14 protein-coding genes, 2 tRNA genes and 3 pseudogenes are annotated in these 22,219 nt (G+C 66.8%); 12 read left to right on the plus strand and 7 right to left on the minus strand.

Annotated elements, in window-relative coordinates:
• Positions 1 to 28: 28 nt before the first annotated feature.
• The 5 genes and pseudogenes from AC1D14_RS17800 to AC1D14_RS17820 all read right to left on the minus strand — a co-directional run bounded on the left by AC1D14_RS17800 (position 29) and on the right by AC1D14_RS17820 (position 4,850).
• Positions 29 to 280 carry a YbdD/YjiX family protein gene (locus tag AC1D14_RS17800; RefSeq protein WP_230119945.1) on the minus strand — a complete coding sequence of 84 codons (252 nt, stop codon included), beginning with the start codon at positions 278 to 280 and terminating at the stop codon, positions 29 to 31.
• A pseudogene (locus AC1D14_RS17805) lies at positions 280 to 2,380 on the minus strand (carbon starvation CstA family protein). The gene AC1D14_RS17800 and the pseudogene AC1D14_RS17805 overlap by 1 nt, the downstream one beginning before the upstream one ends.
• 287 nt (positions 2,381 to 2,667) lie before the next feature.
• Positions 2,668 to 3,105, minus strand: a pseudogene (locus tag AC1D14_RS17810) (ABC transporter ATP-binding protein); the annotation flags it as partial.
• Positions 3,102 to 3,716: a PadR family transcriptional regulator gene (locus AC1D14_RS17815; RefSeq protein ID WP_230119947.1), complete on the minus strand. Its 615-nt coding sequence runs from the start codon at positions 3,714 to 3,716 to the stop codon at positions 3,102 to 3,104. The gene AC1D14_RS17815 and the pseudogene AC1D14_RS17810, both read right to left, overlap by 4 nt.
• A gap of 150 nt (positions 3,717 to 3,866) precedes the next feature.
• Positions 3,867 to 4,850 (minus strand): NAD(P)H-quinone oxidoreductase, encoded by a 984-nt coding sequence (locus AC1D14_RS17820; protein ID WP_476968898.1) that lies wholly within the window; start codon positions 4,848 to 4,850, stop codon positions 3,867 to 3,869.
• 114 nt (positions 4,851 to 4,964) lie between these two features.
• Between AC1D14_RS17820 and AC1D14_RS17825 the strand changes: the two genes are divergently transcribed.
• The 4 genes and pseudogenes from AC1D14_RS17825 to AC1D14_RS17840 all read left to right on the plus strand — a co-directional run.
• Positions 4,965 to 5,052: transfer RNA gene (locus tag AC1D14_RS17825), tRNA-Ser, on the plus strand.
• A gap of 197 nt (positions 5,053 to 5,249) precedes the next feature.
• Positions 5,250 to 5,450: a hypothetical protein gene (locus AC1D14_RS17830; protein WP_230119949.1), complete on the plus strand. Its 201-nt coding sequence runs from the start codon at positions 5,250 to 5,252 to the stop codon at positions 5,448 to 5,450.
• Positions 5,451 to 5,555: 105 nt separating this feature from the next.
• A complete protein-coding gene (locus tag AC1D14_RS17835; protein ID WP_230119950.1) occupies positions 5,556 to 6,377 on the plus strand; it encodes a VOC family protein in 822 nt (273 codons plus the stop codon).
• An 83-nt stretch (positions 6,378 to 6,460) separates the two neighbouring features.
• Positions 6,461 to 8,410 (plus strand): annotated as a pseudogene (locus tag AC1D14_RS17840) (bifunctional metallophosphatase/5'-nucleotidase); the annotation flags it as partial.
• Between the two features lies 1 nt (position 8,411).
• On the opposite strand, the gene AC1D14_RS17845 reads toward AC1D14_RS17840, so the two are convergent.
• The gene (locus AC1D14_RS17845; RefSeq protein ID WP_476968899.1) at positions 8,412 to 10,391 is read right to left on the minus strand and encodes an FAD/NAD(P)-binding protein; all 1,980 of its coding nucleotides are present in this window, start codon (positions 10,389 to 10,391) and stop codon (positions 8,412 to 8,414) included.
• A 61-nt stretch (positions 10,392 to 10,452) separates the two neighbouring features.
• On the opposite strand from AC1D14_RS17845, the gene AC1D14_RS17850 reads away from it, so the two are divergent.
• From AC1D14_RS17850 to AC1D14_RS17865, 4 genes are all read left to right on the plus strand, one after another.
• Complete coding sequence (locus AC1D14_RS17850; RefSeq protein WP_476968900.1) at positions 10,453 to 12,735, plus strand: prolyl oligopeptidase family serine peptidase; 2,283 nt, start codon at positions 10,453 to 10,455, stop codon at positions 12,733 to 12,735.
• 104 nt (positions 12,736 to 12,839) lie between these two features.
• A tRNA-Ser gene (locus tag AC1D14_RS17855) sits at positions 12,840 to 12,927 on the plus strand.
• A gap of 121 nt (positions 12,928 to 13,048) precedes the next feature.
• A complete protein-coding gene (locus tag AC1D14_RS17860; protein WP_476968901.1) occupies positions 13,049 to 14,677 on the plus strand; it encodes a phytoene desaturase family protein in 1,629 nt (542 codons plus the stop codon).
• Positions 14,674 to 16,233: an MFS transporter gene (locus tag AC1D14_RS17865; protein ID WP_476968902.1), complete on the plus strand. Its 1,560-nt coding sequence runs from the start codon at positions 14,674 to 14,676 to the stop codon at positions 16,231 to 16,233. The genes AC1D14_RS17860 and AC1D14_RS17865 overlap by 4 nt, the downstream gene beginning before the upstream one ends.
• Here the strand turns inward: AC1D14_RS17865 and AC1D14_RS17870 are convergent.
• Entirely contained in the window at positions 16,178 to 18,379 is a 2,202-nt protein-coding gene (locus AC1D14_RS17870; RefSeq protein ID WP_230119955.1) for a RecQ family ATP-dependent DNA helicase, read from the minus strand. The two genes, AC1D14_RS17865 and AC1D14_RS17870, sit on opposite strands and share 56 nt — an antisense overlap.
• A gap of 148 nt (positions 18,380 to 18,527) precedes the next feature.
• Here AC1D14_RS17870 and AC1D14_RS17875 point away from each other — a divergent pair, with 148 nt between their 5' ends.
• From AC1D14_RS17875 to AC1D14_RS17890, 4 genes are all read left to right on the plus strand, one after another.
• Positions 18,528 to 19,946, plus strand: coding sequence for a phosphomannomutase/phosphoglucomutase (locus AC1D14_RS17875; RefSeq protein ID WP_476968903.1), 1,419 nt, complete (start codon positions 18,528 to 18,530; stop codon positions 19,944 to 19,946).
• A 10-nt stretch (positions 19,947 to 19,956) separates the two neighbouring features.
• Positions 19,957 to 20,439, plus strand: a complete 483-nt coding sequence (locus AC1D14_RS17880; protein ID WP_230119957.1) for a hypothetical protein — start codon at positions 19,957 to 19,959, stop codon at positions 20,437 to 20,439.
• Between the two features lie 48 nt (positions 20,440 to 20,487).
• Complete coding sequence (locus AC1D14_RS17885; RefSeq protein ID WP_230119958.1) at positions 20,488 to 20,937, plus strand: RrF2 family transcriptional regulator; 450 nt, start codon at positions 20,488 to 20,490, stop codon at positions 20,935 to 20,937.
• Positions 20,938 to 21,055: 118 nt separating this feature from the next.
• Entirely contained in the window at positions 21,056 to 22,216 is a 1,161-nt protein-coding gene (locus AC1D14_RS17890) for a globin domain-containing protein (protein ID WP_230119959.1), read from the plus strand.
• Positions 22,217 to 22,219: the final 3 nt, after the last annotated feature.

Consider the following 22,219-nt stretch of genomic DNA (forward strand, 5'->3'; position numbering starts at 1 on the left):
GGCCAGCCACGGGGTCGCCCCCGCCTGCTCAACAGCACCGCCCCTGCGGGTTGCTGTCCTGGCGGTCGGTCCGGTCGCGCCAGAATTCCCGCTCGCCCATGGGCGGAGTGCCTTGGCCGGCGGCCGAGTGATGCTCCAGGTACTTCGCATACGCGTCCGCGCCCATGACGCCCTGAAAGTACCGGGCGAAGCCGCGTAAGCCCGCGGCAACGGCGTTCTGCGGTCCGGCGGAGCCGTGCCCTGCGGACCCCGGCGCCGCAGTTCCCTGCCCGGTGCCCATCAGTGATGGCCCGCCCTCTCGAAGCGCTGGTCCGCCGGAAGCCTGGTCCACTCGGCCATAAGCTCGCGCTCGGCGGGAGTGGGGATCAATCCGGCCGGAGCGTAGACGCGGGACGGCTGCGGCGTGTCCTCGTGGTCGGCATTCGGAACGCCGGCGGCGCTGTTGCGGAACGCCTTCACCGTGGCCACCAGCGCGGTAACGATGACGACGATGCTCAGCACCACGAAAATCACCGATAGCCAGCCCTGGATCATGGTGTTGCGGACCACGGCTTCCATGGCCGTCACGGTCTTCGCCGTGCCGAAGGACGTCTTGCCGTCAGCGAGGGCCTTCGAGAAGGCGGCGTTGTTGGCGAAGTAACCCACGGCCGGCACGTCAGAGAAGATCTTCTGGAAACTCGCCGTGATGGTGACGACGGCAGTAAACGCCAGCGGCAACGCGACGATCCACAGGTACTTGAACGCACCGCGTTTGGCCGCGATGGCCATGCAGACCGCGAGCGCGATGGCCGCCAGCAGCTGGTTGGCGATGCCGAACAGCGGGAACAGCGTGTTGATGCCGCCCAGCGGATCCGTGACGCCCATCAGGAGCACAGCACCCCACGCGCCGACCATGACCGCCGTGCAGAGCCATGCTCCTGGCCGCCAGGAGGCTTCTTTGAACTTCGGCACGAAGTTGCCGATGGAATCCTGCAGCATGAACCGCGCAACGCGGGTTCCGGCGTCAACGGCGGTCAGGATGAAGAGCGCTTCAAACATGATGGCGAAGTGGTACCAGAAAGCCATCATGGCTGTGCCGCCGATGAACTGCTGCATGATGTGGGCGAGGCCTACTGCCAGGGTGGGCGCGCCGCCCGAACGCGAGATGATGCTCTCCTCCCCCACATTGGAAGCGGTCTGCGCCAGGAGATCGGGAGTGATGTTGACGCCGGCCAGGCCGAGGCCGTTGACCCACTGCGCCGCAGTTTCCACGGTGCCGCCGGTCAGCGCCGCAGGCGCGTTCATGGCGAAGTAAATGCCGCGGTCGATCGAGATTGCGGCCACCAGCGCCATGATGGCGACGAAGGATTCCATGAGCATGCCGCCGTAGCCGATGAAGCGCGTCTGCCGCTCCTTCTCAATGAGCTTGGGCGTGGTGCCGGACGAGATCAGCGCATGGAAGCCGGACAGGGCTCCACAGGCAATGGTCACAAACAGGAACGGGAACAGCGCGCCAGGGAACACCGGTCCGTTGTCCCGGCCGGCGAACTCGCTGAAGGCCGGGACAGTGATTTCCGGGCGCACCACGATGATGGCCAGGGCCAGCATCACGATCACGCCGATCTTCATGAAGGTGGAAAGGTAGTCGCGCGGAGCCAGCAGCAGCCACACGGGCAGGATCGCGGCGATGAAGCCGTACACGATAAGGCCCCATGCGATGGTCACCTTGTCCAGGTGGAAGACGGCGGCACCCCATTCGGTGCCGGCAACTGCCCCGCCCCCAATGATGGCGCCCATGAGCAGCACGAAGCCGATGATCGAGACTTCCATGACCTTGCCGGGCCGGATGAACCGCAGGTACACGCCCATGAACAGTGCAATGGGGATGGTCATGGCCACCGAGAAGACGCCCCAGGGGCTTTCGCCGAGGGCATTCACGACGACGAGCGCCAGGATGGCGACGATGATCACCATAATCAGGAGGGTGGCCACGAGGGCGGCGGTGCCGCCGATGACGCCTAGTTCCTCGCGGGCCATTTGGCCCAGCGACCGGCCGCCGCGACGCATGGAGAAGAACATGACCAGATAGTCCTGGACGGCTCCTGCGAGGACGACGCCGATGATGATCCAGATGGTGCCGGGCAGATACCCCATCTGGGCCGCAATGAAAGACGAACCAGATGGCGTTGACCGTTTCGCCGCGGACAACGGCCAACATGAACCAGGCCACTCCACCCAGGAGCGCGATGGCAACCCAGACGGCAATCTTGGCCGGAGTCCATTTGCGGTCTTCCGCTTCCCGGACGGAATCATCCAGGGACGTGGCCGGAAGCGACGGGTCCGGAACAAAGTCCAGATTCCCGTCCGCTGTCCGGCCGCTGCCATGAGGCATAGTGCCCATGTCTCCTCCTTGAGATCTAAATAATGTGACAATCCTCTCCGGCGCACCCTACCAACGGGCGCCAAGAATCGAGCCGACAACGGCCAGGTGCCGCCCGGCGAAGCGCCGAGCGGTGCAGCAGAGGCGGTGAACGGGTTTCTCCGGCCGTTCGGTCACTGCGGCAGGCCGGGAATCCGGCGGGGCTAGGTACCCACGCCGCGCCGGGACATCGGCAGACGGGCCCGCGTAAACAGTCACGCCAGGACCCCTCCGGTCAGCGGCACGGCCACCAGCAGGGCGAGCAACTGGTACGGGTCGGTGAGTTCGGGGATGCCGACCTGCCGCAGGGCATCGATTGCCTGACGGTGGGCTTTCCTGGCCGGCACACCGTCCAGTTCCAGCGGCAGGGCGACGTTTTCCGCCGCCGTGAGGGTGGGGATCAGGTTGAAGTCCTGGAAGACGTAGCCCACGGCCCGGCGGCACAGCCGCGCGAGTTCGTTGAGTCCCAGCCCTGCCAAGGGTGTGGACTCCACAAGGACACCGCCCGACGTCGGCCGGTCCAGTCCGCCGGCCAGCGCCAGCAGCGATGATTTGCCGGATCCCGACGGCCCCATCACCGCAACGAACTCGCCCGCGCTGACGGCGAGGTCGACGTCGCGCAGGGCGGCAACCGCCGTCGCGCCCCGGCCGAAAGTCCTGCTGACCTTGGCGAGCTCCAGGACCTGCCGCGGCCCCAGGACGCTCACCGGCGCGTCTCCGCGTTGAGCGGGGCGGCCTCTTCCACAGTGACCCCGTTGGATGTTTTGCGTGCTGCGCTGTGAGTGCCGGCCGTCTGTGAGAGCTGGACCATGCGGGCTTCGCAGAGATCCAGCCAGCGGACCTCCGCTTCGGTCTGGAAAATCAGCGAGTCGATCACCAGCAGCCAGGCAGTGTCACCCGGGCGCTGGCTGGCGGCCGTGTCCCGCCGGGACTTCGTGTAGTCCTGAAGTGCCCGCATGGACGCCACGCGTTGGGCCTGAATGATGGAGGCCACGTCCACGCCGGGTAGCGTGACGGCGAGGGCCAGTTTGATGGCGAGCTCATTCCGCGGCGGATTGCTGCGCTCCACCGGGGTGGCGAACCAGCCCTGGACCTCGGCAGTGCCGGCAGCGGTGATGCTGTAGACCACGTGGCCTTCGCCGTCGCCGCCATCGTTCCTGACCAGGCCGTCGCGTTCGAGGCGGTCCAGTGTGGTGTAGACCTGCCCGATATTCAGGGGCCAGGTGGACCCGGTGCGGTCTTCGAATTCGACCCTGAGCTGGTAGCCGTAGCGCGGCTGGTCCTGTAGCAGGGCGAGGAGGCTGTGGCGGATGGACATGGTGCTCCTTGGCTGGGAAGGCCGCGGCATGCACCGGCCCCCAAGACCAGTGCATACCGCGTATATGGCGAGCCTAGCGGCATTGCCCGGACATGGCAATACCGGGTATGCATGGAGTCCCTACCGCTGGCACCGGCGGCCTGCGCGGGCCTACATGACCAGGAGGATCTTGCCCACGTGCTCGCCCGAGTCGAAGTATTTATGGGCCGCCCTGACCTGGTCCAGCGGAAAGGTCTTGGCCACGAGGGGGTGGATCCGGCCGTCGGCGATAAGTGGCCAGACGGCATCCCTGACGGAGGTCATGATCACGCCCTTCTCTTCGACCGGACGGGGCCGGAGCGCCGTGGCGACGACCGCCGCGCGTTTCCGCAGCAGCTGCCCGAGATCCAGTTCGCCCTTGGCACCGCCCTGCAGTCCGATGACGATGAGCCGGCCGTAGTCGGCCAGGGCGTCAATGTTCTGCTGCAGGTACTTGGCGCCCACGACGTCGAGGATCACGTCCGCGCCCTTGCCGCCGTTCTGGGCCCGGAGGCTCTCCGGGAAGTTCTCCTCGGCATAGTTGATCGCAATATCGGCACCGAGGAAGGCTTTGGCCGTGCTGACTTTCTCGTCAGTGCCGGCCGTGGTGGCAACAGTCGCACCGAATGCCTTGGCGAACTGAATGGCCATGGTGCCGATGCCGCCGGTGGCGCCGTGGATCAGGACCGTCTCTCCCGGCTGGAGCTGCGCAGTCATGATGAGGTTCGAGTACACGGTGGCCGCAACCTCCGGGAGGGCGGCAGCGGTGACCAGGTCAACGCCGTCGGGAATCCTCAGAACCTGCTCCGAGCGGACCGCGACCTGCTGGGCGTAGCCGCCGCCGGCCAGCAAGGCCACCACCTTGTCCCCGATGGAAAACGCCTTGGTGACCCCCGGCCCGAATCCGGCGATGCGGCCGGAAACCTCGAGCCCCGGAATTTCCGATGCACCCGGAAGCGGCGGGTAGAAGCCCCTCCGCTGCTGCACGTCTGCACGGTTCAGGCCCGCGGCCACGACGTCGATCAGGACCTCGCCCTGGCCCGGAACGGGAGGCGGAACGTCGCGGATTTCCAGCATTTCCGGCCCGCCCGGCTCCGAGATGTAGACGGCTTTCATGGAGAACTCCCGATTTTCTTGCTCATTCCTGCCCCAAAAATAGTGTGCACTGACAGCAACGGCCACCTTTCGGTTTTTGTTGCAGCCAACTGCCTATGAAACACTACTAGTCACGGAAGGTTGTCCGAGCGGCCGAAGGAGCTGGTCTTGAAAACCAGTGTGCGGTAACCCCGTACCAAGAGTTCGAATCTCTTACCTTCCGCGTAGCGCAATCTGCGCACAGTCAGGGGCCGGTTGAGCCAATCGCAAGGTTGGTTCGGCCGGCCTTTTTCATGGGCAGGTAGACCCCGCATTCGGCGCCCTAAACCAAGTACCGGCGAGTACCTGCCCGCCGAAAAATCGAGTACGCACCACTCATGCGAAGACAGCCCTGTTGGCGTTCACTGGAAGGAATCAGCGGTGCTCAACTTCAGATTCCGCGAAAGGGCACCGTTCCGCACCTGCTGCTATTGGGGAGATGTAGCCGTCGTGAGCAAGGCCGAAAAGCAGAGACTGAGGTACTCGGACTACTACTGGTGCATGTCGCTCAAGGACTTCATCGAGTGGGTCGAAGCCGACGACGACAACGAACCCGCCACCTCGTATTCCGACCGGCTCTGACTGCCGGAGCCATTGAAACTGTCATACCGCGGGCATAGTGTCGATCCTGTCTCCATATCCCTTTGACCTGCGGACTTGTTTCGCGGCCCACTACAGGAGCTGACAATGCCCACCCCAGACATCACGCCCGGAGCACCCTGCTGGATTGACCTGATGACCTCCAACACCGACACTTCCCGACAGTTCTATGGCGAACTGTTCGGCTGGGACTTCCAGACCGGGGACCAGGAAAAATACGGCGGCTACATCACCGCCAACAAGAACGGCAAACTGGTCGCGGGAATCATGCAGAAGCAGGAGGACCAGGCGGCCATGCCGGACATGTGGTCCACGTACCTGCGCACTGACGACGCCGCCGCCACGGCCACCGCAGTCACGGCCAACGGCGGCCAGGTGTACATGGAGCCCATGGACGTCCCGGAACAGGGCCACATGGCGTTCTTCGGCGATCCGTCCGGCGCTGCCATCGGCGTATGGCAGCCCCGCGAAATGCGCGGGTATGAAGTGGTTGCCGAACCCGGCACCCCTGCGTGGCACGAGCTTCACACCAAGGATTACGCCACCGCTGTGAAGTTCTACCAGGACGTCTTTGGCTGGAACACGGACGTCATGAGCGATACCCCGGAGTTCCGCTACACAACTCTGGGCGCGGGCAGAGACGCGAAGGCCGGGATCTACGATGCAGCGGCGGACCTGCCAGCCGAGGTCCCGTCGAACTGGGTCGTCTATTTCGCCGTGGGGGACGCCGATACATCCATCGAGAAGGCCGTCAGCCTGGGCGCCACCGTCGTCGACGGACCCGACGACACACCCTTCGGGCGGCTGGCCACCTTGGCGGATCCCACCGGCGCCAGGTTCAGGATCGTGCAGGACACTGGGCAGGGCGCCCAGACCCAGACCGCGGAGGCGGAGGCTGTGGAGGCCTGATCGCTAAAACCGTCCACCGCAAGTAAATTCCTGTGAAAAATACCGGCCAGGACCTTCCAGCGAAGCGACTGGCCGGTATCGGCCAGTACAGGGCCAGCGACCACGACCCCGTGCTCGCTGGCCTTGACCTGCCGGCCGGCCCTGCCACTCCGGCCACCGTTGACCTGAACTTCCTGGGCATCAACGATTTCCACGGCCGCATCGACACCAACACGGTGCTGTTCGCCGGCACCGTGGAGATGTTGCGCGCCGCTGCACCGGGCCCCAGTGCTTTCCTCTCCGCGGGGGACAACATCGGGGCATCGCTGTTCGCGTCCTCTGCTGCAAGGGACCAGCCCACCCTCGATGTCCTCAACACACTGGAGCTGAGGGCCTCCGCGGTGGGCAACCACGAGTTCGACGGCGGCTGGGCGGATTTGCGCGACCGCGTCGCCGGCGGCAGCAACGCCAAGTTTCCCTACCTCGGCGCCAACGTCTACAGGAAGGGCACCTCGGAGCCCGTGCTGCCGGAGTTCACGGTCCTCGAGATGAGCGGCATCAAGGTGGCCGTCATCGGCACCGTGACCCAGGAAGTGCCCTCCCTCGTCACTCCTGCCGGGATCACTGGGCTTGAGTTCGGCGATCCCGTCGACGCCATCAACCGCGTTGCGGCCAGGATCAAGGCGGAGGACCTGGCAGACGTGATCGTCGTGGAAAACCACGACGGCGCAGGGTCCGGAACACCGGAAGGCGCCACTTTGGAGCAGGAGGTGGCCGCCGGCGGCCCCTTCGCCAAGCTGGTCTCCGAAACATCCGCCGACGTGGATGCGATCTTCAACGGCCACACCCACAAGGAGTACGCGTGGGATGCTCCCGTTCCCGGGGTGGAGGGCAAGACCCGGCCCATTGTGCAGACCGGCAACTACGGCGAGAACATTGGACAGATCCAGCTGACCGTGGACACCAGGACGAAGGCTGTCACCGGCTACAAGGCAGGAAACGTCAAGCGCACCACTGATGCCGCCGCGGACCTTGTGGCCGTCTACCCGAGGGTCGCCGCCGTCGGCGTGATCGTCAGGAAGGCCATCGCCGAGGCTGCGGAAATCGGAAACCAGCCGGTGGGCAGGGTGACCGCTGATATCACCACGGCGTTCACTCCCGTCACGGACACCACTCCGGCGAAGCGGGACGACCGCGCGGGCGAGTCCACCCTGGGCAACCTCGTGGCCGACTCTCTCGTGGATGCGCTCAAGGCGCCGGAACTGGGCGGAGCCGAAATCGGCGTCGTGAATCCCGGCGGGCTGCGCAACGAGCTGTACTTCGCACCCGACGGAACTATCACGTACGCCGAGGCCAATTCCGTCCTGCCATTCGTGAACAACCTGTGGACCACGTCCCTCAGCGGGGCACAGTTCAAGACGCTCCTGGAACAGCAGTGGCAGACCAACCCCGACGGCAGCGTCCCGAGCCGCGCCTACCAGCAGCTGGGCCTGTCCGAGAACGTCAACTACACCTACGATGCCGCCCGCGCAGCGGGAGACCGCATTACCGCGATCCGGGTGAATGGGAAACCGCTTGATCCGGCCAAGCCCTGCCGGATCGGGATGTTCAGCTTCCTGGCAACGGGCGGCGACAACTTCCGGGTCTTCAAGGAAGGCACGGGCACCAAAGACTCCGGCCTCGTGGACCGCGACGCATGGATCAGGTACCTGCAGGAGCACAACCCCGCGTCCCCTGACTTTGCCCGGCGCACCGTGTCCGTCGTCAACACGACGGCGGCGGCGGTCAAGGGCGGCGACGCCATGACGCTCGAAGTCTCCAAGCTGGACCTGGCCTCGCTGGGCAGCCCGGCCAACAAGTCATTGACTGCGGTTTTCACGGACGCGGCCGGCACGTCCACCCCGCTGGGCACGGTTCCCGCGGCCTCCGGGGCAGCCACAGTGAACCTCGCGGTGCCAGCAAAGGCTGCAGCCGGCGTCGGAACGCTGACCCTCACCGCCATTGAGTCGGGAACCGTGGTGAAGGTCACCGTCGTGGTCTCTGCCGTCGGCCCCGTCAGGGCTTGAGGATGGCGCGGGCGATTTCGTCGGCGTCGCGCAGGGTGCGCTGGCCGCTGGCGTAGACCGGGCCGGCCTGCTGCACGGCTTCGGCGGCGATCGCCGTTCCCCACTGGGTTGCCGAGAGCTGGAGGCCCAGCACGAAGACCCGCTTGGCAACTTCTCCGTTGGCTGCCACCGGCCGGTAAGGATGCGGGCTGACATCCAGTCCCGAGGACTGCACCGGTGTTCCTTCAACCGTCATCATCGTCCGCGGCCGCACCAGCCCGTCGGCGAGGAGCTGTTCCAGCAGCGGAGACTCGTTGACGGACACCCGGTTGGCCGGTGCCAGGGCCTCAACCATGGTGCGGGCCTTCGCGGCGGCGTCCTTCACCCACGGTGACGCGGCGGTAAAGAACCCCGCCTTCCGGTCCAGCCCGAATTTGGGGTCGGGTCCCACGAAACTGACCACGCCTGCGCGGGCCAATGCGGCCAGCTGCTCGGCACGGAGCGCCGGGGGCCCGCTGGCGAGGCCTTCCACAAACGACTCAAACCAGCCCCGCAGCCCGGCGACCCACGACTCGTCGGTGATGCCGCCGTCGGCCACCACTGACTTCAGCACGGCACGGCCGTGGTGCAGCGCACCGATGGTCATCTTCAGGGGGTCGTCCTCGCCGAGGGCAGAGCGGCGGGCGTCGTCGAGCAGATAGTCGACGACGGCGGCGTCCAGCTCCGCGCGGGAACCGAACGGCTGTCCCGCCAGCGGCGCCGCGAGGCTCAGCAGATCCAGCCTGCTGTCGGGGCGGACATGTCCTTCGATGACCGCCCTGACAATCTCTTCCCATTTTGCCGTCGTGTGGGCATGTGGGTGCAGCGCCTCGTCCAGTTCCTTCAGGAACCTGGCCGGATCCTGCACGGCTGCAGGCTCGGAACGCACCAGCGTGGAGTAGTACGCCCACAGGGCATCGCGGTGCAGGAGCGGCCAGAGGTCGTGGTCGAAGGCCGGAACGATGCCGGCTGCGGCGAACCTCCGCAAGGCGGCCCCGGTGCAGTACCGCAGGGTCACCGACGCCGGGTAGTAGCTCTCAAGGGTGGCCTTGGAACGGTACGGCGTGCCGCGCCGGGACGCGGCGATGATCAGCGGTTCCTGGCCTGAGGGCAGGTACTCAAGGGCGTCTCCGGCGTCCACGAACTTCCCGCCCCGGCCCTCGGTGAGCTGGCCCATGACGTCAAAGAAGTTCAGCCCCATCCCGCGGACCAGCACCGGTTCGCGGGCTGGAATAGTCGACCAGTCGACGTCGGCAGGAACAGCGGGCGGAAAGTAGCGCAGTCCGAATTGGGCGGCAGCTGCCTGCAGTTGGCGCTGCTCTGGGCTAAGCCTGGAGTCCAGGTGGCCCAGTGCCAACACCACGGAATCGGCGGCAAGCGTCCCGCCGCCGGCCAGTTCGACGTCGAACGTTCCGTCCGGCGAGGGGCGCACGGCGGTGGCCGACGTTTCGTGGAAGTCCACCGTGACGCCGTCGGGCACCAGCGCGAGGAGTTCCTCAAGCGTGGAGCGGAGGTAGCGGCCGTACAGGGCACGGCTGGGGAAGTCATCGGAGCCGAGCACGGCCAGTTCCGCGAGTTCCTCTTCGGTCAGCCCGGGAAGGGGATCCTGCTGCTGCCGGACCCGCCAGCGGTCAAACGTTGTGCCGGCAACCGGGGCGGCAAGCTGCGGGTCCTCCGGGATGAGCGTGGGGTAGAACGACTGCGTGTTCATCAGGTAAAGCCGCGACTGTCCGGGCTGCCACACATGCCCCGCGCCGGCCGGGTAGGGATCGACCACGTCGATGTGCAGGCCGGCTTTCGCCTGTACCGGCGCCGATTCGGACGACGAACCGGATGAAACAGATCCGGACGGGGCCGCCGGGGCCCAGTTAGCGAGCAGCCGCTCCAGCACGCTGGTACCCCTCGGCCCGGCGCCTATCAGTACCGTCCGGATGCTTTGCGATGTGACCACGGCATCCAGAGTATCGGCATGTGACTTGCTAGCTGAGCCGGGATGTTGTTTGGTTGGGGCCATGACCACCACTGCAGCTGATTCCGCCGCCGTTCCCCCCGAAACCGCGCCCGAGCCCACCGATGAAAACATCTGGCTCGAGGACATCTACGGCGAGGAACAGCTGGCCTGGGTCCGGGAGCAGAATGCCAGGACGGAGGACCTTCTGGAGGACGCGGACTATGCCCGCCTCGAGGGCGAGATCCTCGAAGTGCTGGACTCCACGGACAAGATCGCCATGGTGAGCAAGCGTGGCGACTGGTACTACAACTTCTGGAAGGACCGGCAGAACCCGAAGGGCCTGTGGCGCCGGACCACCTGGGAGAGCTACTGCACCGACGCCCCCGAATGGGACGTGCTGCTCGATGTGGATGCGCTCGCCGCCGCCGAAGGTGAGGAATGGGTCTTCCACGGGGCAAACTTCCTCCGGCCGGAACCCGGCCTGCCCTACCGGCTGGCGCTGCTGGCCCTCTCCCCTGACGGAGGCGACGCCAACCGCTACCGCGAGTTCGACGTCGAGACCCGCAGTTTCGTTGACCCCGTCGCCGGCGGCTTTGACCTTCCGACGGCGAAGGGCAACGTTTCGTGGCTTGACGCGGATACGCTGCTGGTAGCCAGCACGGCGGACGCCCTGCCGCGGACCGCCTCATCCTACGCACGCACCGGCGTGAAACTGCACCGCGGCCAGTCCCTGGCCGATGCGGCCAGGATCTTCGAGATCCCCGAGGACCATATGATGGCGATCGTGGCCCACGACTCCACGCCGGGGTTTGAACGGACCTTCGCCGTTGACTGGATCGACTTCTTCAACCGGACAACCTCTGTGCTGCGGGACGGGTCCTGGACGGCAGTCGATGCGCCCACGGACGTGAACCTCAGCGCGCACCGGGAATGGCTGCTCTTCCGGCCGCAGCGCGAGTGGACAGTGGACGGAACGAGCTATCCGGCGGGTTCGCTGCTCGCGGCGGATTTTGACCGCTACGTTGCCGGCGAGCGCAGGCTGACGGTCCTCTTCACCCCGGATGCCCGCACGTCGCTGCAGTCCTGGAGCTGGACGCGGAACTTCCTGCTGCTGAACCTCCTGCGTGACGTCTCCTCGGAAATCCGGGTGCTGGACCCGTCGCAGCCTGCTTCGGGGGCAGTGGCTGAATCTGACGCTGACCATCGGGCCGGCGCCTGGGCCTCCTCCCTGCTGGATGCGTGCCCTCCCCTGCACGACGTCAACGCCTTCGCCGTGGACGACGAGGACGACGCAGAAGGCGGCTCCGACGGCGGGCACCGCTCCCCCGGCGGACCGCGAGGGGCAGGCGACGATTTCTGGCTCGTCGCCACCGGCTTCACCACCCCCACCACGCTGACCCGCGGAACCCTGTCAAGGGAAAACCACGCCCAGGACGCAGGCGTGGTGAGCAGCCATGCAGTGGTCAAGGCATCGCCGTCGTTCTTCAACGATGCCGGCTACGAAGTGCAGCAGCACTTTGCCGCGTCCGAGGACGGCACCCGGGTGCCGTACTTCCAGATTGCGGCGCGCAACCTGGTGCTCGACGGGCAGAACCCCACCCAGCTCTCCGGGTACGGCGGCTTCGAGGTCTCGCGCACGCCCGCCTACAGCGGCGCGGTGGGCCGGGCCTGGCTGGAGCGGCGGACCGCGGAATCGGCCGGCGCCGACGGTGCAGCGCCCCACAGCCGCGGCGGCGTCTATGTGGTGGCCAACATCCGCGGCGGCGGAGAATACGGTCCTTCCTGGCACCGGGCTGCGCTGCAGGAGAACCGGCACCGCGCGTTCGAGGACTTCGCCGCCGTCGCAAAGGACCTTATCTCGCGGGGTGTCACGAGCCGGGAGCGCCTTGGCTGTGTGGGCGGCTCCAACGGCGGGCTCCTCGTGGGCAACATGCTGACGCGCTACCCGGAACTGTTCGGCGCCGTGTCCTGCGGCGTGCCCCTACTGGATATGCGCCGGTACACCAGGCTCTCCGCGGGTCACTCGTGGATTGCCGAGTACGGTGATCCGGACGTCCCGGAACAGTGGGAATTCATCAGGACGTTCTCGCCGTACCACCTGCTCAGGGACGGGGTGGACTACCCGGAGACCTTCATCTGGACCGCGACATCGGACGACCGGGTGGGCCCGGTGCAGGCCCGCAAGATGGCCGCCCGCATGGAGGCCATGGGCATTCCCAACGTCTGGTTCCACGAGGCGCTTGAAGGCGGGCATGCCGGAGCCTCGGACAACAGGCAGGCCGCCGCGCTCCAGAGCCGCAGCCAGCATTTTCTCTGGAGGTCCCTCGCGGGCGGGACCGCCTGACACGGGGCGGAACGTCGCCGCCGGCTCTCCTAGGCCGCGTTCTGACGCCGTTTTGCACTGGGTGGCCCGTTCTGCGTATCCTTGGTGGGCTAGGAATAGCAATTGGAGACGTGCCAGAGCGGCCGAATGGGCTTCACTGCTAATGAAGTGTGGGGCACAACTCCACCGGGGGTTCAAATCCCCCCGTCTCCGCGTTTGGCCCCGGTCCCTGGACCGGGGTCTTTTGCGTTCCCGGGGTTTTGCATGGCCGTTGTTTCGTCCGGGTCGCGGACGCGTGGCGCGGTGCTCCTCGCTCCGGTGGCAGGATAATCGCATGACTGGCAACGAGGCATATGACTCCATCGTCGTGGGCGGCGGACACAACGGACTGGCGGCAGCCGCCTACCTGGCCAAGGCCGGGCTCCGCGTGCTCGTGCTGGAAAAACTCGACCACGCTGGCGGCGCCGCCGTCTCGGCCCAAGCCTTCGACGGCGTCGACGCGCGCCTCTCGCGCTACTCATACCTGGTCAGCCTCCTGCCGCAGCGGATCATCGACGACCTTGGACTTCGGGTCCGGCTGGCCCGCCGTCGTTATTCGTCCTACACGCCGGACCCGTCGCACCCGGGCCGGGGCCTCCTGATCGACAGCGGCGACGCCGCGTGCACTGCAGAGTCGTTCGCAGCCATCGGCGCCCCCGACGGTGAAGCCGAAGCGTTCACCAGGTTCTACGCCAGCTGCCGCAAGCTCACCGAAGCGCTGTGGCCCACCCTGATGTCCCCGCTGCGGACGAGGTCCGAGGCACGCCGGGTCGCGACGGCTGCCGGGGCCTCGGAGGCCTGGGATGCCGTGATGGAGCGGCCCATCGGCGAGGCCATCGCCGGCCAGCTCCAGCACGGCCTGGTGCGCGGCGTCGTGTTGACCGATGCCCTGATCGGCACGTTCGCGGAGGCCGGCGGGAAAGACCTGCAGCAGAACATTTGCTTCCTCTACCACTTGATCGGCGGGGGCACTGGCGATTGGGATGTTCCGATCGGGGGCATGGGCTCGGTGTCCTCGGAGCTGGAACGTGCCGCCCGCGAGGCAGGGGCCACCGTGCTGACCGGCGCGGAAGTGACGGCGATCGACCCCGGCGGATGCGTGAGCTACCGCCGCGCCGCCGAAGACCGTGCGGCGACGGCCCGCTGGGTGCTGGCCAATGTTGCCCCGGCCGTGCTGGACCGGCTGCGGACACCACCCGCGGGTTCCGGCACCGGAGTTTCGAACCCGAACCACGCCCGCGAAGGCTCCCAGGTCAAAGTGAACCTGCTGCTGAGGAGGCTGCCCCGCCTCCTGGACGAAGGGGTCACCCCGGAGGCCGCCTTCGGCGGAACCTTCCACATCAACGAGACGTGGGACCAGCTGGACCAGGCGTACCGGACAGCGGAGTCCGGCGCCATCCCCGAACCGCTGCCCTGCGAGATCTACTGCCACACGCTGACGGACCCCAGCATCCTGTCACCGGAGCTGCAGGCCGCCGGCGCGCAGACCCTCACGGTTTTCGGTCTCCACGTCCCTGACCGCCTCATCACCCGGGAGAACAACGGGGCCCGGCGCGCGCAACTGCAGGCGGCCGTACTCAGGTCCCTGAACTCGGTGCTCGGCGAACCCATTGAACCCCTCATCATGCACGCACCGGACGGCACTGGCTGCATCGAAACCAAGACCACTCTGGACATCCAGCGGGCCGTGGGCATGCCGCGCGGCAACATCTTCCACGGCGGCCTCGACTGGCCGTTCGTCGAGGACGGTACGCCGCTGGACAGTCCGGCCCGCCGCTGGGGCGTGGCCACCAGCGACGAACGCATACTCCTGTGCGGCTCCGGTGCGCGCCGCGGCGGGGCCGTGAGCGCCATCGGCGGGCACAACGCCGCCATGGCTGTCCTGGAACTGGCCCGAAACTCAGCACTGGCCCGGGACTCATGAGCGGCGAGGTCAACGGCCCGGGACGCGATATGCCGGAAGGCGGGGCGCCGAAAGAGAATGCCCTGGGCGGCGCCCCGGCCGGCGGTCAGGCAACGGCGGCCCATCCGTGGAACCCGCGGCTGGCGCTGCTCGTGGCGGCCACCTTCTTCATGGAGTTCCTGGACGGGACGGTGCTGACCACAGCAATTCCCAGCATCGCCGACGACTTCAATGTGGCGGCCGCGGGCGTGAACATCACCATGACCGCCTACCTGATGACGGTGGCCATGGGGATACCGCTCAGCGGCTGGCTCGCGGAACGGCTCGGAGCACGCCGCATCTTCTGCCTGGCCATTGCTCTCTTCACCGTGGCTTCCCTGCTCTGTGCCGTGAGCCAGGACCTGACCATGCTGACCCTCAGCCGCATTCTGCAAGGGGCCGGCGGGGCCATGATGGTTCCAGTAGGCACTCTCGTGGTGCTCCGCGGCACGCCCAAGGCCGAGCTGCTGCGTGCCACGGCCTACCTCGTGTGGCCCGGGCTTCTGGCCCCGGTGCTGGCGCCGCTGGTGGGCGGCGCGCTGACGACTTACCTGTCCTGGCACTGGATTTTCCTGGTCAACCTCCCCCTGGGCGCCGCGGCTTTCCTGGCCGCCCTCCGCCTCGTGCCACCCGTGACCGGCGACCGGACACGGAGGCTCGACTGGCTGGGACTGGTCCTCACCACAGCCGGAGTGGGGGCGCTGGTGGTTGGCCTGGAGCTCGCCAGCGCCCATCCAGAGGGGCCATGGACGCTGCTGAGTGTAGGAGCCGGAGCTGTTGCCTTGGCAGCGGCGGCGCTGTGGATGCGCCGGGCTGCCAATCCGCTGTTCGACCTGACCGTATTTTCGACGCGGACGTTCCGGGCAACTAACACCGGCGGCTTCATCTACCGGCTGACCATCAGCGCCGTGCCCTTCCTCCTTCCGCTGATGTTCCAGGAAGGATTCGGTTGGAGCCCCCTGCACGCGGGCATCATGGTGGCGGCGGTGTTCATCGGGAACATCGGCATCAAACCCGCCACCACACCGCTGATCAGACGCTTCGGGTTCAAGTCCGTCCTCGTCTTTGCCTCCCTCGCGTCGGCGTCGACCTTCGCCCTATGCGCCCTGCTCAATCCGGGAACGCCGGAGCCCCTGATATTTGTGCTCCTCGTTTGCAGCGGGGCGTTCCGGTCGATCGGGTTCTCGGCCTACGCCTCCGTCCAGTACGCAGACATCGTGCCGGGCCAGCTGACCTCGGCCAACGCCGTATCTGCCACGCTGGTCCAGCTCGCCACCGGAGCGGGCATCGCCGTGGGCGCACTCCTCCTCCGCGTCTTCGACGCCGCTCCGGTTTTGGCCTCCGGATTAGGCGGCGTGCTTGGTGCGGGGCAGGGCGACGGCGGCCTGGCCGCCTACCGCGGGGCCTTCCTGTCCATTGCCCTGCTGATGCTCCTCAGCACGGCCGACAGCCTGATGCTGCACCGGCATGCCGGGGCCGAGGTCAGCCGGCCTGGGCCAGCGCCAGCGGCAGAACCGCCCCGGCGCCGGCCCGCCTGAGGGCACGGCCGGCAACGGTAACGGTCCAGCGGCTGTCAACAAGGTCATCAATGAGCATCACGCTTTGGCCGCCAAGACCGGCCACGGCAGTTCCCAGTTCTGGCCCTACCACCAGCCGGTCCCACACTCCGGCGAGACGGTAGGCGCTGTTGCCGCCGCGGCCGCCCGTGGGCCCGCCGTGTTCCATCTCCAGCTGGCCCAGATACGGGATGCGGCCGATGTCGGAGATGCCCCGGGCCAGGGATTCCACGAGGGCCGGCTTGCCGCGCGACGGCATGCTGACGATGGCCGCCGGCCGCCCCGCGCCACTCCAGCCCGGAACGCGGGAGTCGCCGGCGCCCCATTCGCGCAGCACCTGGACGCAGGCCTGCAGCATGCCGGGATCCACGGCGCGGTCCGGGGCACCGGCGGCGAAGAGTTCCCGCAGCGCCCCGCCCCAGCCCAGGTCCGTCAGACGGGCAAGCACGCGGCCGTTGGCCAGACTTTCGTCCGGCTTGATCTTTCCTTTGACCGGCACGCCCAGCCGGTCCATTCCGCTGGGCCATTGCAGCCGCGGCTCCAGCACCATGCCTGCACGGCTCAGCGTCTGCCCGGCCGCCGCCGTGGCCGAGGCTGCGATGTCTGCCCGGAACCACTGGCCGGCGCAATTGTCGCACCGGCCGCAGGCGTGGGCGGTCTCATCATCCAGCACCGAAGTGATGTATTCCATCCGGCACCCGGCCGTATCCTGGTATATGACCATGGAATCCTGCTCGTCCACCCGGGCTTCCGCGATGCGGCGGTAGCGTTCGGCGTCATAGGTCCAGGTCAGTCCGGTTGACCGCCAGCCGCCACCCACACGCTCCACTGCGCCGTCGACGGCCAGGACCTTGAGCAACAGTTCCAAGGGGGTCCGCCGCAGGTCCACGCGCGCCTCCAATGCCACCGTGGACACCGCCGTCCCTGCCTCGGCAAGGGCTGTGAGCACGGCGGCGGCCTTCTCCTCCGACGGCATGGAGGCCGTGGCAAAGTACTGCCAGATGTCCCGGTCCTCCGCCCCGGGGAGCAGCAGGACGTCGGCGTTGGCGGCCCCGCGGCCGGCACGGCCCACCTGCTGGTAGTACGCCACCGGTGAGGACGGCGCACCGAGGTGCACCACAAAGCCGAGGTCCGGCTTGTCGAAGCCCATGCCCAGCGCGGAGGTGGCCACGAGCGCCTTGACTTCATTGTCCTTGAGCAGCTGCTCAGCCCGTTCGCGGTCCGCGGGGTCGGTGCGGCCCGTGTATGCCAGCACCTCGTGGCCCGCCTCAGCCAGAAGACGGGCCGTGTCCTCCGCCGCCGACACCGTCAGGGTGTAGATGATTCCGCTGCCCGGCAGATCCGCCAGGTGCGTCAGCAGCCAGCCGAGCCGTTCACGGGAGTCGGGCAGCGTGAGCACGCCGAGCCGCAGCGATTCCCTTCCCAGGGCGCCGCGGATGGTGAGCACTGCGTCGCCCAGCTGCTCTTCGATGTCGTGGACCACGCGGGAGTTGGCCGTGGCGGTCGTGGCCAGGACCGGAACCGTGTCCGGCAGTTGCGTGATGAGGTCAGCGATCCGCCGGTAGTCCGGGCGGAAATCGTGTCCCCAGTCGGAAATGCAGTGGGCTTCGTCGATGACCAGGAGTCCGGTGCGGCGGATCAGCTCGGGCAGCTGGTTTTCACGGAACGAGGGATTGGTGAGCCGCTCAGGCGAAACCAGCAGGACGTCCACCTGGTCCGCCGCGAGCTGCTCGCGCACAGTGTCCCACTCCAGCTGGTTGGCGGAATTGATGGCCACGGCACGGACACCGGCACGGGCGGCGGCAGCCACCTGGTCCCTCATCAGCGCCAGAAGTGGCGAAACGATGAGAGTGGGCCCTGCCCCGCGCCGCCTGAGCAGCAATGAGGCCACGAAGTAAACCGCCGATTTTCCCCAGCCCGTCCTCTGCACCACCAGCGCCCGCCGGCCGCCGTCGACCAGGGCTTCGATCGCCTCAAACTGGCCGTCGTGAAAGTCGGCGCCGGGGTGGCCGACCAGCTCCCGCAGGACCTCCAAGGCCTGGCCGCGGGTTCCGGAAACTTCCGTGGTAGTGCCGGAAGGAGTGCTTGAGGCGGACGGTAGAACTGCAGCGTGCTGGTTATTGGCCATTGATTCAGTATCCCAGCCGCCTCTGACACTCCAAAGCCCGGCCCTGCCATGTGGACAACGGCACGCACTCATGCGGGCGGCAACCCGCCGCCACCTCCGTGACTTCCCCTCCACTGGCCGCTGCGCGCTTCAAAGTAAGATAAATCCCGTGACTAGCAACCAGACCAATACTTTTGATCTTTCAGCCTCGTTCAAGGCGTATGACGTCCGCGGCATCGTGGGCGAATCCATCACCGCCGAAATCGTCGAAGCCGTGGGCGCAGCCTTCGTCGACGTGCTGGAACTCGAAGGCCAGACGGTCCTGGTCGGAGGTGACATGCGCCCCTCCTCCCCCGAATTCAGCAAGGCTTTCGCCAACGGCGCCGCCACCCGCGGAGCCAACGTCCAGCTGCTGGACCTGATCTCCACGGACGAGCTCTACTACGCGTGCGGTGCCCTCAACGCCGCCGGCGCCACATTCACCGCCAGCCACAACCCCGCCGCATACAACGGCATCAAGATGGCCAAGGCCGGCGCCGTGCCCATCTCCTCCGAAACAGGTCTCAAAGAGATCCAGGGCCTCGCGGAGCAGTACCTCAACGAAGGCTCCGTCCCCGCAGCCGCAACCCGCGGTCAGATCGGCGTCCAGGATGTCCTCAAGGGCTATTCCGAATACCTGCGCAAACTCGTGGACCTCTCCGGCTCCCGCCCGCTGAAGGTAGTGGTCGATGCGGGCAACGGCATGGCCGGGCTCACCACTCCCGCCGTCCTCGGCGACGCCCTGCTGCCGAAACTGCCCTTTGACATCATTCCGCTGTACTTCGAGCTGGACGGCTCCTTCCCGAACCACCCGGCCAACCCGCTGGAGCCGGAAAACCTGCGCGATCTTCAGGCCGCCGTCGTCGAGCACGGGGCAGACATCGGACTGGCTTTCGACGGCGACGCCGACCGCTGCTTCGTCATCGACGAAAACGGCGACGCCGTGTCGCCGTCGGCCATCACCGGCATGGTGGCCCGCCGCGAGATCGCGCGCGCCAAAGCGCAGGGTGAGGAAACGCCCGCCATCATCCACAACCTGCTGACGTCCCGGGCAGTGCCCGAGCTCGTGTCCCAGGACGGCGGACGCGCGGTCCGCACCCGCGTAGGCCACTCCTTCATCAAGGCCGTCATGGCGAAGGAAGGCGCAGTCTTCGGCGGCGAGCACTCCGCACACTTCTACTTCCGCGACTTCTGGAATGCAGATACGGGGATGCTTGCGGCCATGCACGTCCTGGCTGCCCTGGGTGAGCAGAACGGCCCGCTTTCCGAGCTCGGCCGCGAATACGAGCCTTACGTTTCCTCTGGCGAGATCAACTCGGAGATCGAGGACAAGGCCGGCGCGGTGGAGCGCGTCCGCGTTGATTTCTCCGGCGAAGACGTCACCGTCGACAATCTCGACGGCAGCACGTTCACGGCCGCTGACGGCAGCTACTGGTTCAACCTTCGCCCTTCCAACACTGAGCCGTACCTGCGCCTGAACGCCGAAGCCACAGACCAGGCCACCATGGAGCGCGTCCGAGACCGCGTACTGGCCCTTGTCCGGAGCTAGGATGGAGGAAGTGGCAGAGCCCGAATCGTCTCAGCCGGCACCGTCGTGGCGGACGTCCGTTCCCGAGGCCACCGCCACGGACCTGGAAAACCTGCTGGGCACCGGCATGGGAGCCGCGCAGGAGCAACTTGAGCGCAACGGCGGCTTCATGCCCTTCGCGCTCGTGGTGGAGAACGACGGCGAGGTCCGCCTCGTGGCGGTCTCCCCGGCGGATGCCGAATCCGGCTCCGGAGACGAGTTCAATGCCGACGCGATGATCAGCGACATCACTGCGCTGCTGCGCCAGAACCGCGACGACTTCCGGGCTGCCGCTATCGTCTGCGACATCACTCTGCTCGAGGAAGACTCTGACGCCATCCACGTGGCAACAGAACACCGTGATGGGGCTGTGTTTGCGGCCGTCCTGCCGTATGCGGCAAGCCCGGCCACGCGTGAGTGGGAGTTTGGCGAACTCGCGGCGGACACGAATGAACCCGCCATCTGGGTGGACTAGACCGGGTATGAGCAGCTGTCATTTGCACAGTGTCCCTAGGCTGGACTCATGAAAATCAACGCCTTCGCGGATGTGAGCCTGCGCGCCCTCATGGTGCTCGCGGCTGCGCCGGACGGCGACCTTCTCACGACCCAGAGCGTGGCAGACGCGGTCGGCACGCCGTACAACCATGTCAGCAAGGCCATGGCCAGGCTGCGGGTTCTGGGCCTGATCGACGTTGAACGCGGCCGCAACGGCGGGTCGAGGCTCAGTGCAGCCGGCCGCCGCGTCTCCGTGGGACAGGTTCTCAGGCAGCTCGATACCCGCGAAGATCCTGCCGACTGCATCGGGCCGGGCGGCAACTGCCCGCTGATCAACGAGTGCCGGCTTCGGGCCGCCTTGGCCCGTGCCCGCGAGGCGTTTTACCGGGAACTCGACGACGTTGTGGTGGCCGATCTTCCCGGAACGCGCCAGATGGCGCCCGTGTTCCAGATGATAGGCCTGCGCCCCGGCGTCTGACCGATTTGGCATTGATTTCTACAGGGTGTAGAACTTAGGTATAAATACTTGTATTTCAAATACGAATATTTTATCGCGGTCCGGACCAAGACCCCGGCCCACTACCTCAGGAGTACACATGCTCTCGGACAAATCCCGCCCTGTCATCGAGGCCACGCTTCCGCTGGTCGGCTCCCGGATCGGCGAAATTACGCCGAAGTTCTACGCGCGGCTTTTTGCGGCACACCCCGAACTCCTTGATGGCCTGTTCAGCCGTTCCAACCAGCGCTCCGGCGACCAGCAGCAGGCCCTGGCCGGAAGCATCGCGGCCTTCGCCACCCATCTTGTAAGCAACCCCGGAACCTTGCCGGAGACCGTGCTGTCCCGCATCGCCCACCGCCACGCCTCGCTGGGCATCACCGAACCGCAGTACAAGGTGGTCTACGAGCACCTGTTCGCGGCCATAGCCGAAGATCTCGCCGAAGTCATCACCCCCGAGATCGCCGAGGCCTGGACCGAGGTCTACTGGCTCATGGCGGACGCTCTCATCAAGCTCGAAAAGGGCCTCTACGCTGCCCAGGCCAACGGCAAGATGTGGAGCCCGTGGCGGGTAGCGGCCAAGTCCCCTGCGGGAACCGGCGCCATGACCTTCACCCTTGAGCCGGCGGACGACACCCCGGTCACCCCGGCTCTTCCTGGCCAATATGTCAGCGTGAAGGTCGAGCTCCCCGACGGCCTGCGCCAGGTCCGCCAGTACTCGCTCTCCGGCGATGCCGGCACCAGCCGCTCCTTCACCACCAAGCTGGACGACGGCGGTGAGGTCTCCCCCGTCCTGCACAACAGCGTGGAGGTAGGCAACATCCTGGAGATCTCCAACCCCTACGGCGAAATCACGCTCAAGGACGGCGACGGACCGGTCGTGCTGGCCTCGGCAGGCATCGGCTGCACGCCCACGGCGTCCATCCTTCGGTCCCTGGCAGAGTCGGGTTCCGACCGGGAGGTGCTGGTGCTGCACGCCGAAAGCACTCTGGAGAGCTGGGCACTGCGGGGGCAGATGACCGATGACGTCAAACGCCTCGAGGGCGCCAACCTCCAGCTCTGGCTCGAGCAGCCGGAGGCCGGAGCCAAAGCCGGATTCATGTCCCTGCGCGAAGTGGATCTCCCGGCCGACGCCTCGCTGTACCTCTGCGGTCCGCTTCCGTTCATGAAGCACATCCGCAACGAGGCCATCAACGCCGGCATCCCCGCCACGAAGATTCACTACGAGGTCTTCGGCCCGGACATCTGGCTGGCCAGCTAGCCG

It is taken from the genome of Arthrobacter sp. P1_B11 (assembly GCF_056406715.1).

Bases quoted from the DNA above. Each gene is read 5' to 3' on its own strand.
- AC1D14_RS17800 (WP_230119945.1), bottom strand. From the start codon at position 280: ATGGGCACCGGGCAGGGAACTGCGGCGCCGGGGTCCGCAGGGCACGGC.
- AC1D14_RS17815 (WP_230119947.1), bottom strand. From the start codon at position 3,716: ATGTCCATCCGCCACAGCCTCCTCGCCCTGCTACAGGACCAGCCGCGC.
- AC1D14_RS17820 (WP_476968898.1), bottom strand. From the start codon at position 4,850: ATGAAAGCCGTCTACATCTCGGAGCCGGGCGGGCCGGAAATGCTGGAA.
- AC1D14_RS17835 (WP_230119950.1), top strand. From the start codon at position 5,556: ATGCCCACCCCAGACATCACGCCCGGAGCACCCTGCTGGATTGACCTG.
- AC1D14_RS17850 (WP_476968900.1), top strand. From the start codon at position 10,453: ATGACCACCACTGCAGCTGATTCCGCCGCCGTTCCCCCCGAAACCGCG.
- AC1D14_RS17860 (WP_476968901.1), top strand. From the start codon at position 13,049: ATGACTGGCAACGAGGCATATGACTCCATCGTCGTGGGCGGCGGACAC.
- AC1D14_RS17865 (WP_476968902.1), top strand. From the start codon at position 14,674: ATGAGCGGCGAGGTCAACGGCCCGGGACGCGATATGCCGGAAGGCGGG.
- AC1D14_RS17870 (WP_230119955.1), bottom strand. From the start codon at position 18,379: ATGGCCAATAACCAGCACGCTGCAGTTCTACCGTCCGCCTCAAGCACT.
- AC1D14_RS17885 (WP_230119958.1), top strand. From the start codon at position 20,488: ATGAAAATCAACGCCTTCGCGGATGTGAGCCTGCGCGCCCTCATGGTG.
- AC1D14_RS17890 (WP_230119959.1), top strand. From the start codon at position 21,056: ATGCTCTCGGACAAATCCCGCCCTGTCATCGAGGCCACGCTTCCGCTG.